The sequence below is a fragment of the Microcystis sp. LE19-195.1E genome (genome assembly GCF_027532095.1).
Classification (GTDB): domain Bacteria; phylum Cyanobacteriota; class Cyanobacteriia; order Cyanobacteriales; family Microcystaceae; genus Microcystis; species Microcystis aeruginosa.
Genome location: NZ_JAPZSZ010000211.1, coordinates 1 through 12634 on the forward strand (window position 1 = coordinate 1; position 12634 = coordinate 12634).

A 12634-nucleotide genomic window follows, 5' to 3' on the forward strand; every position below is an offset into this window, starting at 1 on the left:
TTTTCAGGCGGTCAATTACCTAATTTTCAGGGAAAAAGTGCCTAAATTTCCCCCCGATCACTCCCATATCCGGTACTTTTTGATTGACAAAAGGTCTAAAAGTCTTATCCAACAAGGTTTTTAGCTTTATTCAGCAAGCCCGAATTAGGTTAATTTAACGCGATGTGCAACTAAAAACGACAGAATCAGGGTTCCAGAGGATACTTTATCTCTGCTGATTTCTGAAAGCCTTGTTGTAAATCAAGACTAAAAATATAGTTGCACACCGAGTTTAATTTAGCTTTTTCCCCTTAAACTAAAACCGACAAAGACGTAGTTTAAGGCGTTTCGGTATCCCCAAACCTCAAGGAATTGATAACGCTGCCATCCTTTCACCGAGCCAGTCTGAAAAGCTCTTAGGGTGTATAGTTGATTAGCCCAGTTGTGATCGTTTGGTGTAGCATGGTGAACACAATGCGCCCCTAGGCTAACTGGAAGGATGATTAGCCGAATAAAGACTGCTCCCACTAATTCCGTGGACCATTTTAACCATTCTAACCAGTGGTCTGAGCGCGGGGGGTAAGCACCCAAATATAGGGCAAAAGATTTACCAATTACCTGAGATTTAGCTCCCTCATTATCATCAGCTTCATAGGCCCAATTATGCTCCGGTAGCTGTTGCAAGAGTGCGGCTGCATAGGTTCCGAGTTGGGTAAATACCGCCCAGAGTAAGCAGATTAAACAAGAATGGGTTAAACCCGCACAAACAGAGGCCAAGAAAAGCACAATCAGGGTAGCTATTTGATAGTTAATGGGAGCTTTAAGGAGATTAGTCAGACGAGCAAGGAAGGTTTCTCCGTAAAACTTGGGAGAGAGTAATAACTTGCCCAAATTTTGCCAATAGAAGGCCTCTTCTTGGGCAAATTCAAAACCTAACTCTTCTACTAGGTAGGGGGTATTCCCTTTGTCATTCATGGTAGCTAGGTTTTTCGGCGGGTGGTGAATTAATAGGTGATCTTTTTTGAACAATGGAAAGGGCTTTTTCCCAGTAATTAAGGTAAGTAAACAACCTAAAAGATGGTTATAAGTGGGATATTGAGGGAAAAAAGCATTATGGGCGCAAAAGTGGGCTATTTCCTGCAATTGAGCCGCTCCAGCTACGGATAACACCCATACTAGGGGGATTAATTGCCAGTGGCTAAGAGCGATCGCTAATCCTCCTATATACTGGAGTATGCCATAGAGTAATTCTAAGGAGGGCGTGCTTTTCCAGAGAGGGGGGGTAAGGTAGTAGCCTGTTAGCCAGTCAAAGAAAGCTTGTACGAGACGATTATCGCTGAGTTGGAGCATCCCTAGGCGTGGATTATCCCTTAAAGCCGATGCTTGTGTTGGGGTGGGTTTTTTCAGTATCATGACAGTAGAAAATAAGTTGTACTGTCCTGAAAATGGTTAAATAACCAAATTCAGGCGGTTTTATTAGCTGTGCAGCTGTTCGATTTCTCGGTAGTGCTGGACTAATTGCCCATCACTAAAAAACGGCTTTGGAGAGATTTCTATCTCGATGGCGAGATTAATTACCCAAGCTTCTTTGGGTACATACCCCAAGCGATTTTTTAGCCTCTGGGTTAGTGATTTAATCTGATCAGTTGATAAATACATAGGCTTAATTCCTCTGTTTTTTTTCATAATAAACTTGCAAAATAGAGGAATAGGTAGCATTTTGATCGTCTTTTTTAAAATCTCCAAGGATCTTTTTGCGTGCTTTTCAGTGGCTAAAATGATCTTTTTAGCTTTCTCAAGGATCTTTTTGTTACAAACCGATCTTTTTGTTACAAACCGTTGCTAGTGCCTAGACAGACTTAAGTAGCTGGTTATAATTAAATTAAAAATGGATTTTAGGTTCGATCCCCCCTGCCCCCCTTGATAAGGGGGGTGCCGATCCCCCCTTAGTCCCCCCTTTAATCCCCCCTTGTTAAGGGGGGCATCTGACAATTTTTAACGCCTAGACAGACTTATTGGCTCTTGCTTGGGAGTCCTGTGTGTGATAGGATTAGCTTTGAGTTACTTATCACTACAACTGTCTAAATTATGACTAAGGAAGAGTTGAAGGAAGAGTTTGTGGATAATGTCCGAGAATTGTTGCGCGAGGGAAAACAGAACCCAACTCTAAGTGAATTAGAATTAAAAGGTATTAAAGGATGTTATGAGGGATTAAATTATCGAAAAATTTTCAGTGATAGTGGTTACACTAATGAACATTGTAGAAGAAAAATGTCAGAAGATTTTTTTGAGAAAATCACCAACGCCTTTAATCATGTAACAGGAGAAAATAGAGAAAAAATACATAAAAACCAATTCGTCCCACTGATTACAGAATATATTAACTTAAAAAATAAATCGCAAATCATTAATAAGATTAACGTAGAGAATAATGATAAGATTAAAATCTTTGAAAAGTTAAATAATGAATTAAAGATAAAAAGACCGATGACTGCTGCTATAATCAAATCCTATTTATCTGATGATCCTAAAATACAAAATAGTAACCTTAAGGAATTGATTGAGAAGATTAAAGATTATGAAGAAAGTTTTTTGTTTAGCTTACTACATAACTTAGCTTATGATCAACGCCTTGATGATCCATTAATTCAATTAATTTTTGAGCAAACGGTCAATGATTTAAAAATGCAGACAAATATTAGTGACCTTGATTATGAGCAATTAACAAGCACACAATTGGAGCGGATTGAATTACCGAAGGAAGGGTTAGAAGCCTATTTAATTATAAAGGTGGACAGTAGCAAAAACCTTCAGTATAAGAATATTACGACTATTGAAAATATTGAAAAATATCTAATACGAGCTTGGTTTTGGCGATTAAATCCTAACAACATTCAAAACAAAGATATTAAGCATATACCCCTGTATGATCATAACCATACTTTAACCCATATTATTAATGACTGTCGAGAACGGAGTGAAGAAATAACGTCCGTTGAGTTCTTCGCCGATGAAAAGCTATTATCTAGTGATTTTGAATCTTGGGAGTATAAAAGTGAATTTAAACCAAATACTAAACTAAAAGAAAATTACTTTGTTAATAGTCGTCTTTCAGCAAGGTCTTGTATAGACAAAACTTCTGACCCATACAAAAAATGGATAAAAAAATGGGAGAAATTACAAAATGAAGCAATAATCGTAGAAGACATACAAGATAATGACTGTAAACATCACTGCCGCCGACAAGAAAATTTAACCCTATGGATTAATCTTTGTGATTGTCAACAAAGTCATGAAGAAATGCTTATAGAAATAGCATCAGAAGGCATACCTTTAGCCCTTTGGTCACGCCGTTATAATTTATCGCCAACTCACAAAGATGAAATTAATGCCCTAGTTAGCAATCAACCCATCACCGAACTGCCAAAACTAATACATAAGGCAAGAAATCCACCTGAAAAACAGGAATCCCAATCTGACTATTTCGGGCATCATTTATCATTACTTCTAGAAGACCCTAATCGGATGCCCCCCTTCCACTACTTAACATCTCAGCACCTAGGTTAACTAACTATGAGTTCATGGAAAATCTTTCAAGGCAATCATCAAAAACGCTCAAGGGATAAGATTACTTGGCCAGAAATCCCACCTTGGCGAAGCTTCGCCACCAACAAATCCGAGGAGCGGGGAAAACAACTCATAGTTAACCCTAAAACCATCGAAACCGTAAACGCAGCCATTCACCTACGCCGGCCTATTTTAGTCACAGGGAAACCGGGTACAGGGAAAACCTCCCTAGCCTACGCAATCGCCTACGAATTAGACTTAGGAGAAGTATTAGTCTGGCCAATTAATACCCGCACCACCCTACAAGAGGGATTATACTACTACGACGCGATCGCACGTTTGCAAGATTACCAACTAGAAGAAAAAAAAGACATAGGGCAGTATATCCGCTTGGGTCCCTTGGGGACAGCCCTCTGTCCGAGAAATTATCCCCGGGTACTGCTTATCGATGAGATAGATAAAAGTGACATCGACCTACCCAACGACCTCTTAAACCTTTTTGAAGAGGGAAGATTTGAAATCACCGAACTTTCCCGACTCGCGAAAGATACCGAAAACGAACCAATACCAGTACAAACCCATGACGGTGAATGGGAATCCATCCCCCAAGGTAAGGTAAGCTGCCAACAGTTCCCCATAGTGATTATGACGAGCAACGGCGAGAGGGATTTTCCCCTACCCTTTAAACGTAGATGTCTGCTCTTAGAAATTCCCGACCCCACCCCAGAGGAACTAAAAAAGATAGTAAAAAGCCATTTTGATTATAAAGAGGCCAGTCCAGAAAGTAAAAAAATAGAAGCAGCGATCGCAGAATATGTTAAAAAACGAGAAAAAGGGGAACTAGCAACAGACCAGCTTTTAAACGCCGTCTTTATGAGCATGGGCGAAAAGAAACCCACAGGTAAAGAATTAGAAGACCTTACCGACCTACTATTTACCTACCTCACCGACACAGGCAATACATGACCCAAACCCTTCCCACACCAGAACTGATTGATAAATTTATCACCTTTGTCAAGGGCAGGGGATGGGACCTAGACAGTTACCAGATAGCTGATAGTTTATGGTGGTATGTTCTCACCCAAGAAGAGGAAGGAAAACCCCAAACCCCTACAGAGCCTAGGGAAGAAAAGAAAGAAACCCCGACCGCTAAAAACCCCTCCCAGGAGAGTAAAAACGAAACCCAAGAGCCAGCAGCCCCATCGGATGAAGTTCCCTTAATACGCGAGACAGAAGCACAAAAACAGCCTGAGAAGATAGGCGCAGACACCCTACCCATTAGCATCCCCGATGCCAAATTCTGGCGAGAAACCCTAAAATTAGGGCGGGCAGTGCGTCCCCTCATCCAAAAGATAGACTCAGCCACCCAAAGACAAATAAACCTAAACAGCACCGTACAGAAATCGGCCGAGTATAGCATCGGCAAGAAAGATGGCAGTTTAGCCCTAATACCCGTTTACCAAGCCAAAAAAGTCCGTTCCCTAGAGGTGGTTTTACTGATTGAAGAATGGGCCTCCATGGTCTTTTGGAAAGAAATGGCCGGGGAAATCCGCGATTGGCTAGAACAAATCGGGGCCTTTCGGGATGTCAAACTCTACCGCATCGGATGGGACGAAGACAGGCAAAATTTAGCCATCCGCACCTACTCTAACGATACTTGCTCAATTCACCCAAAAGATCTCATCCATCCTCGCGGCGAAAGACTTATCCTCTTCTACAGTGATTGTACTTCCCCAGACTGGTATCAAGGACGCTATAACCAAGCTCTTCAGGACTGGGGAAAACACCAAATCGTCACCCTGCTTTCTCCCTTCCCGGAAGCAATGTGGGAAAGAACCGCCCTTAGTCGAGGTTGGTTCGTCTCCCTAGTCAACCAAACCCCCCGAAAACCTTCACAAAACTGGAGATTTACCTCTATCCCCCTGCTGCTACAAATTGAGAAGGAAGAGGAAAATCAACATATTCTCAGAGAAACAATCCAAAAAACCTACTTTCCCCTACCCACCATCTCCCTAACCCCTTCATCCTTAAAAGCTTGGGCGCTCGTTGTCAGTGGTGACAGCAACGCCACCTGTGCGGGGGTACTACTAGAAAAATCCCCCCAAAACAGAGAAATACCCGCAACTATTTCTCCGGAGATGTCTGGGAAGCAAGCTCTAGAACTATTCGCCAGTACCGCCTCACCTCTAGCTTGGGAATTACTGAAAAAATTAGCCGCAGCCCCGGTAAATCTTCCCATCATCCGTCTTATCCAAAGCAAACTTTTAAGCGCCTCTAACCCCCTAAACATAGCAGAAGTCATCCTTAGCGGTTTTCTTAAAGTCTATCTAGGAGGGGAACCAGTGAAGTGGGACAAAGGAGGTAAATTTAACTTTCATACTCCCCCCAACAGCCTAGATTTTGAATTTGATGATGAGGACAGAGAGCTTCTGCTCACTGAACTAGGGAATAGCCGCGCCTTAGAAGTAATTTTTGTCCTCTCGGAATACATCGCCCAAAAACTTAACCTGAGTACCACCACCTTTTTTGGTCTTATTCTTACCAATCCCCAAGTTCTCCTCGGCAAAGAAGCAGCTAATCTAGTCCGCGCCTTTGCCAAGGTGTCTGCTAAGGTTTTCCAAAAGCTAGGGGAAGCAAAGTACCAAGAAATTAGCCAAAAGCTGCAATCTATGGTTGACTCACCTCCACCCCCACCGGTTGAGGAAAAGTGGCTGAGGAAATATAAAACCGTAACCATAGCTAAGGTAAAAGAGCTTACGGGAGGAGAGGAAATATTGTTTCAACTGCTCAAGCATAGACTTAAGGATTTCAGCGTAGAAGATGGGGAACTGTATCAGCGTCTTCGTTTAACCCCTGAGCAGCTTAAAATTTTGGCAAGCGAAGAAATAACCGCCGAGACAATGCCAGTCCAGTTTAGGGAAGTCTTGGATAACACAGAAGAAGAAATCATCACCCAGAAATTTAACCTAACCCTGTTTAAGTCTGAAACCGTCTTTGTGGATGAGAGGGGACAAATTACCGCCAAAGAACCCGTGAGAGCCTTCTACTTTGAAGAAAATCCCCCCAGCTTAAAAATGCTCTATATTCCTTCGGGGGAGTTTTGGATGGGAACCGAAGCGGAGGAAATCGCGCGGCTAGTGAAAAAATACAATAGGGATTGGTTCCAACGAGAATCCCCCAGACATTTAGTAAAAATCGCCCCGTTTTACCTAAGTCAAGCTCCGATTACCCAAGCTCAATGGTTATATATTGCCCAAAGGAAAGATTTAAAAGTAGAGCGAGATTTAAAACCAGAGCCATCATATTTTAAAGGCAGCACAAACCCCGTTGAAAATGTATCTTGGTTAGATGCCGTAGAATTTTGCCAAAGGCTCTCTAAAATGACCAAGAAACAGTATCGGCTACCCAGTGAGGCGGAATGGGAGTATGCTTGTCGTGCTGGAACCACCACCCCCTTCCACTTCGGAGCAACCCTCACCTCAAATTTAGCTAACTACAATGGTACGCAACGCTTTGCTAAGGAACCAGCAGGAGAATATCGCGAGCAAACCACCCCCGTTGGGCAATTTCCCCCCAATGGTTTTGGTTTGTATGATATGCACGGCAATGTCTGGGAGTGGTGTCAGGACGACTTCCGGGAAAATTATCAAGGCGCACCTAGGAATGGTAGTCCTTGGCGAGAAAAGAGCAAAAAACAGCAAAATCAGGCAAATAAAGTTCTGCGGGGCGGTTCTTGGTACGACAATCCGACTTTCTGCCGTTCCGCTTCCCGCATCAACGACGACCGCCGCGACAGCAACTTCGACGGCGGTTTTCGGGTGGTGTGCGGTGCTGGGAGGACTTTGTAACCCTTTTTCTCTTTTTTTTCTTTTTACCCTTTTTCTCCTTTTCGATTTTTTTGAACAAATGTACTAGATGAGGTTGGCTGATCAGTAGCTGGTTATAATTAAATTGAAGACGGGTTTTAGGTTTTCCCCTTATCAAGGTAGGGTTGATTCATGAATCAACCCTACAATCAAACCTAGAATCAACCCTACAATCAAACCTAGAATCAACCCTACAATCAAACCTAGAATCAAACCTATCAACCCTACAATCAACCCTATCAACCCTACAATCAACCCTACAATCAATTAATCCTAGTATTCATCATGTACCAAATCACTCTTTCCCTACCCGATGAAACCGCTCTCGCTTTACATCTCACCCCAGAACAACTAGCACAGGAAATCTCTCTTCTTGCTGCCATTAAACTTTATGAATTGGGAAAACTTTCCTCTGGCACTGCTGCTAACTTAGCAGGTATTCCGCGAGTTGTTTTTCTCTCTAAACTTGCAGACTATGGAGTTGATACCTTCCGACTCAAGGAAGCAGAATTAATCGAGGATCTGGCTAATGCCTAACGTCATGCCGATACATCACCGATTCAATACCTCTATCAGACTAACTTACTTGACTGATTCCCTGTCACTGATTTAGGAAAAGGAGAAAAAGAAGTATTAGCTTTAGCAATAGAAATTACCGATTCTCTCGCTTTACTTGATGATGGTTTGGCGAGACGATATGCAAATTTATTAGGAATAAAACTCACTGGCACAATGGGAATATTATTAAAGGCTAAACAAAATGGTTATATACACCGTATTGAGCCAATTCTTAATCAACTAGAATTGCTGAAGTTTCGCTTAGATGCGACTACTCGTACTTCTGTGTTAAAATTAGCTGGTGAAGGATAGAGTATAAAATCAATTTTTAATTTAATTATAATTACTTACTTAGGGCTTGCTGAAAAAGTACGGGCGAAGCATTCGGATAGAAAATCTACGGTTTCACCGATAGGTTATGCCCGAATGCTTCGCCCCTACAGGACGCGGGCCGATACAGAACACTAAAACCCTTACCTCGTCTATATTTCACATTTATTCAGTAAACCCTACTTATGCCTACAATAATCATCCAAAAGACCCAAAAACGTCTTTTAATCTATAGAGAAAAACTCACCGATGAACTAGACATAGAATTAGTCAAAATACCATCGGGAACCTTTACAATGGGTTCTTCAGAACAAGAAAGTGGTAATACAAGTGAAAAGCCGCAACACAACGTCACCCTGAAAAACTTCTTGATGGGTATTTATCCCATTACCCAAGCTCAATGGTTATATATTGCCCAAAGAGAAGATTTAAAAGTAGAGCAAGATTTAAAACCAGAGCCATCGCATTTTAAAGGCAGCACAAACCCCGTTGAAAATGTATCTTGGTTAGATGCTGTAGAATTTTGCCAAAGGCTATCTAAATTAAGTAAAAGAAAATATAGGCTACCAACGGAAGCTGAGTGGGAGTACGCTTGTCGAGCGCAAACCAAACCCTTAAATCTCGACAAAGGAGAAACCTACCCCCCCTATCACTTTGGGGAAATTCTTACCCCAGATTTAGCCAACTATAATGGCAATCTCCAAAAAACCACCCCTGTTGGGCAATTCTACGCCAACGACTTTGGTTTATATGATATGCACGGAAATGTCTGGGAGTGGTGTCAAGATGATTGGCGCGAAAACTATGAGGAGATAAAAAAGAGCAAAAAACAGCAAAATCAGGCATATAAAGCTCTGCGGGGCGGTTCCTGGGGCTACCTTCCTAATTACTGCCGTTCCGCGTTTCGCAACATCTTCATCCGCCGCGTCAACCGCAGCGACGATAGCGGTTTTCGGGTAGTCTGCGTATTCGGGAGGACTTTGTAACCCTTTTTCTCTTTTTTCTCTTTTTACCCTTTTTCGATTTTTTTGAGCAAATGTACTATATATGTACTACAAAAGGATTGAGAGAATTATCATGAGTAGAAAACGGGTTTCTCCGAGAAACCCGTTTTCTGTGGGTTACTCAACGGATTTAGGATAAATTGCTTGTTGAGACGAGACAAGAGGCAACAGTAAAGGGATTGGGGGAAGTTCAACTAATCTAAGAATAAGCGGTTTAAATGCGTCTTAGTTTACATCAACAGCCGCTCAGTTATTAGTATTCTCCCCCATCATTTTTTTTCTGGTCTAAAAGATGATTATAGATCACACTTTTGAGAGATTGCCAAAAAGGAACTAATAAAATATTCAGAAGTAAGAAAATAGTAGTCAAAAACATCGCCATTTGTTGGAAAAAAAGAGGATTTTCTGCGAGCGTTTGCCAGTCCTCCGAAGAATTGAACCAAAAGGGAATTGAAGCCAAAGCTACTGACAGAATATAAACTGGAATAATTAATAAACTGGCAATAAATATCACTCCCACAATTCTCCAAGCCGAGTTTTTAGTTAAATGCCAACCTCTCTTGATTGCTTGCCAACTGCCTAAATTATCTTCGATTACTAAGGGCAATTCGGCAATGCAAATGCGAGCAGATAACCAAAGGAAGAAAACAGGAAGACAGAAAGAAGCCAGTAAAATAAGCAATACACCAAGGATGGGGATAACACCACTGACTAGCCCCAGAGACAGCGTTATCGGCAAGATTATTGCCGCTCCCAACAAAAAGATCAAAACCTGCATCCACCACAAGCGCCACATTTTCGGCTTAACTTTTTTTTCCGCTTGTCCGGAAGTTTCCGGCTGATAAATAATGTCTTGAAAAGCTAATCGTGAGATAACCGCACTATTAAAAAGAGACTTAGCGGCCGAGAAAATTTGTACTGGGAAAAGAAATAAACGTAAACCGATATCGCTGCCTTGTTCGGGGGTAATTGTTTGATAAAGTAATTGACTGAGAATTAATTGCAAAATTAAGGGAAGAAGCGACCACAAACAGGCGCGGACAGCAAAGAATACATAAGTTTGGAAGCGATCACGATAAAGACGGAAGGCAGTATTAATCGTATTGCCAATATTCAAAGGCTCGATGGAATTGTTAGTCACGGTGGGACTCCTTACAGAATGCCACCACTATATTAGGTTAGGTAACTAATCACAGCTAAAAAACTTCCAATTTAATCAATATTTCCAGCTAACACAACAATCGGAAAATTTTGGACTAATTAGCCGTCCTCGCTCCCGTCGCTTTTGCTAAAGTGGTAGAACTTGGCCAACGATTCAATTCCCCAGTGGAGAAAGTGCGATCGCATTGATGGTCTTAACTCCCTTGGGATTCGGTTTGCGCATGGTAGTAACCGGAGATGTCACCCAAACCGATTTACCGCAACAACAAGAATCGGGGTTAATTGCCGCTCAAAAAATCCTAAAATCAGTAGAAGGGATCGCTTTTTCTTACCTATCGCGGGCCGATGTGGTGCGTCATCCCTTAGTACAAAAAATCGTCTCAGCCTAGGAACAGCACGAAAAATAACAGATTATGGATATTAAAAATGGTTTCGTCGATGCGGTGGGTAATACTCCCCTAATTCGTCTCAATAGTTTTAGCGAGGAAACCGGCTGCGAGATTCTCGGTAAGGCCGAATTCCTTAACCCCGGTGGTTCGGTCAAGGATCGGGCTGCTTTATATATTATCCAAGAAGCGGAAAAAGCCGGTACTCTCCAACCGGGGGGAACCGTTGTCGAAGGAACCGCCGGCAATACTGGCATCGGTTTGGCCCATATCTGCAATGCTAAAGGTTATAAATGCCTGATTATCATTCCCGATACCCAATCCCAAGAGAAAATCGACCTATTGAGAACATTGGGTGCAGAAGTGCGTACTGTTCCCGCCGTTCCCTACCGAGATGCCAATAATTACGTTAAATTATCGGGGAGATTGGCCAGTGAGATGGAAAATGCTATCTGGGCCAATCAATTCGATAATCTGGCTAATCGTCGCGCTCACTACGAAACCACCGGCCGGGAAATCTGGGAACAAACCGACGGTAAAATTGATGCTTGGGTGGCTGCCACGGGAACCGGGGGAACCTACGCGGGGGTGGCGATGTTTTTAAAAGACCAAAATCCCCAGGTGCGCTGCCTGGTGGCGGATCCGATGGGTAGCGGTTTATATAGTTATGTGAAAACCGGGACAATTACCCTGGAAGGTAGTTCAATTACTGAAGGGATTGGTAATAGTCGTATTACGGCTAATATGGAAGGCGCACCCATAGATGATGCCATTCAAATTGATGATCCCACTGCCATCAAAGTTGTTTATCAACTATTACAAAAAGATGGTTTATTTATGGGGGGTTCTGTGGGTATTAATGTCGGTGCTGCCGTGGCTTTGGCTAAACAAATGGGGCCAGGCCACACCATAGTTACTGTTCTGTGTGATGGTGGGTCCCGTTATCAATCTCGTTTATATAATCCTCAATGGTTGGCTGAGAAAGGATTGGCTTAAATTCTTGTTAGGGTTAAGTCATCTGTCAGCTAGATTAAGGTGATGAACCCGGAATTTTACAGGAAAATCAGAAATTATCGGCTCATAAATTAGTGGAGATCATGGTAGCGGTAGGGCAACAATTAGAGAAGGCAGCAGGGGAAAATGAGGCGCAATGTTTGGCAAGCACTTAAGATAAGATAGACAACAATGCTGATAACTATCATTATTAGGAGAATCATCAGATGTCAGTTACTATTGAACAAGACCTCAAAGAAATTTTAGGTTCAATTAATCAGAAGTTAGATAATCTGCAAAAAGATGTTATGGATATTAAAATAGTACAGGCAAGATTAGAGGAAAAAGTCGATAGTTTAGAAAAAGATATTGAAGGAGTAAAAGAAGATACAAAAGAATTAAAAGGCTCTCAGAAAGCCCAGATTTGGACGTTAATCGGCATCTTGGGAACAGCTTTAATAGGAACAGTTATTCGCTATATTATTCTCCCTTTTCCTCAATCATAATTAGGGTTTGCGGCAAAAAGTTTTTCCTGGGGGCAGGGTGTGGCCCCCAACCCCCCCGACATCGCAGGGGGGGTGTGGGGTTTCACCGATTTTGAGGGGGTCAATTACCTAATTTTCAGGGAAAAAGTACCTGAATTTTCCCCCCGATCACTCCCATATCCGGTACTTTTTGATTTCCCAAAGGTCTAAAAGTGTTATCCAACAAGGTTTTTATACTAAATCCGTTGAGTATAGGCTACATATCAAGACAGGCAAAAGGCACTCATGCAAAAGGCAAAAGGGGG

At 42.1% G+C, this 12634-nt stretch carries 11 protein-coding genes and 2 pseudogenes; 10 read left to right on the top strand and 3 right to left on the bottom strand.

Translation table 11 applies throughout. From position 1 onward, the window contains the following. Nucleotides 1-276: 276 nt before the first annotated feature. Both O9300_RS12085 and O9300_RS12090 read right to left on the bottom strand, forming a co-directional pair. Nucleotides 277-1392 (bottom strand): fatty acid desaturase, encoded by a 1116-nt coding sequence (locus O9300_RS12085; RefSeq protein ID WP_287971856.1) that lies wholly within the window; start codon nucleotides 1390-1392, stop codon nucleotides 277-279. A gap of 63 nt (nucleotides 1393-1455) precedes the next feature. Then, nucleotides 1456-1638, bottom strand: coding sequence for a hypothetical protein (locus O9300_RS12090; protein ID WP_128575192.1), 183 nt, complete (start codon nucleotides 1636-1638; stop codon nucleotides 1456-1458). Between the two features lie 429 nt (nucleotides 1639-2067). On the opposite strand from O9300_RS12090, the gene O9300_RS12095 reads away from it, so the two are divergent. From O9300_RS12095 to O9300_RS12120, 6 genes are all read left to right on the top strand, one after another. Next, nucleotides 2068-3546, top strand: coding sequence for a VMAP-C domain-containing protein (locus O9300_RS12095; protein WP_287971857.1), 1479 nt, complete (start codon nucleotides 2068-2070; stop codon nucleotides 3544-3546). Nucleotides 3547-3552: 6 nt separating this feature from the next. Further along, nucleotides 3553-4512, top strand: coding sequence for an AAA family ATPase (locus O9300_RS12100; protein WP_287971858.1), 960 nt, complete (start codon nucleotides 3553-3555; stop codon nucleotides 4510-4512). Next, nucleotides 4509-7394, top strand: coding sequence for a formylglycine-generating enzyme family protein (locus O9300_RS12105; RefSeq protein WP_287971859.1), 2886 nt, complete (start codon nucleotides 4509-4511; stop codon nucleotides 7392-7394). Before O9300_RS12100 ends, O9300_RS12105 begins: the two co-directional genes overlap by 4 nt. A 303-nt stretch (nucleotides 7395-7697) precedes the next feature. Next, a complete protein-coding gene (locus O9300_RS12110) occupies nucleotides 7698-7949 on the top strand; it encodes a UPF0175 family protein (protein ID WP_002739985.1) in 252 nt (83 codons plus the stop codon). Between the two features lie 114 nt (nucleotides 7950-8063). Beyond that, nucleotides 8064-8282, top strand: a complete 219-nt coding sequence (locus O9300_RS12115) for a PIN domain-containing protein (RefSeq protein WP_502846396.1) — start codon at nucleotides 8064-8066, stop codon at nucleotides 8280-8282. 203 nt (nucleotides 8283-8485) lie between these two features. Beyond that, entirely contained in the window at nucleotides 8486-9286 is an 801-nt protein-coding gene (locus O9300_RS12120; protein WP_287971862.1) for a formylglycine-generating enzyme family protein, read from the top strand. Nucleotides 9287-9557: 271 nt separating this feature from the next. On the opposite strand, the gene O9300_RS12125 is transcribed toward O9300_RS12120, so the two are convergent. Beyond that, nucleotides 9558-10445 (bottom strand): hypothetical protein, encoded by an 888-nt coding sequence (locus O9300_RS12125; protein WP_287971863.1) that lies wholly within the window; start codon nucleotides 10443-10445, stop codon nucleotides 9558-9560. Nucleotides 10446-10653: 208 nt separating this feature from the next. Between O9300_RS12125 and O9300_RS12130 the strand changes: the two are divergent. The 4 genes and pseudogenes from O9300_RS12130 to O9300_RS19695 all read left to right on the top strand — a co-directional run. Beyond that, nucleotides 10654-10854, top strand: a pseudogene (locus tag O9300_RS12130) (PhoH family protein); the annotation flags it as partial. Between the two features lie 24 nt (nucleotides 10855-10878). After that, complete coding sequence (locus O9300_RS12135; protein WP_287733090.1) at nucleotides 10879-11847, top strand: cysteine synthase A; 969 nt, start codon at nucleotides 10879-10881, stop codon at nucleotides 11845-11847. A gap of 224 nt (nucleotides 11848-12071) precedes the next feature. Then, nucleotides 12072-12350 (top strand): hemolysin XhlA family protein, encoded by a 279-nt coding sequence (locus tag O9300_RS12140; protein ID WP_004162819.1) that lies wholly within the window; start codon nucleotides 12072-12074, stop codon nucleotides 12348-12350. A gap of 72 nt (nucleotides 12351-12422) precedes the next feature. Then, nucleotides 12423-12634 (top strand): annotated as a pseudogene (locus O9300_RS19695) (hypothetical protein); the annotation flags it as partial.

Excerpts from the sequence above, each read along its gene's own strand:
- O9300_RS12090 (WP_128575192.1), bottom strand. The coding sequence starts at position 1,638 with ATGTATTTATCAACTGATCAGATTAAATCACTAACCCAGAGGCTAAAA.
- O9300_RS12095 (WP_287971857.1), top strand. The coding sequence starts at position 2,068 with ATGACTAAGGAAGAGTTGAAGGAAGAGTTTGTGGATAATGTCCGAGAA.
- O9300_RS12110 (WP_002739985.1), top strand. The coding sequence starts at position 7,698 with ATGTACCAAATCACTCTTTCCCTACCCGATGAAACCGCTCTCGCTTTA.
- O9300_RS12085 (WP_287971856.1), bottom strand. The coding sequence starts at position 1,392 with ATGATACTGAAAAAACCCACCCCAACACAAGCATCGGCTTTAAGGGAT.
- O9300_RS12140 (WP_004162819.1), top strand. The coding sequence starts at position 12,072 with ATGTCAGTTACTATTGAACAAGACCTCAAAGAAATTTTAGGTTCAATT.
- O9300_RS12105 (WP_287971859.1), top strand. The coding sequence starts at position 4,509 with ATGACCCAAACCCTTCCCACACCAGAACTGATTGATAAATTTATCACC.
- O9300_RS12100 (WP_287971858.1), top strand. The coding sequence starts at position 3,553 with ATGAGTTCATGGAAAATCTTTCAAGGCAATCATCAAAAACGCTCAAGG.
- O9300_RS12120 (WP_287971862.1), top strand. The coding sequence starts at position 8,486 with ATGCCTACAATAATCATCCAAAAGACCCAAAAACGTCTTTTAATCTAT.
- O9300_RS12135 (WP_287733090.1), top strand. The coding sequence starts at position 10,879 with ATGGATATTAAAAATGGTTTCGTCGATGCGGTGGGTAATACTCCCCTA.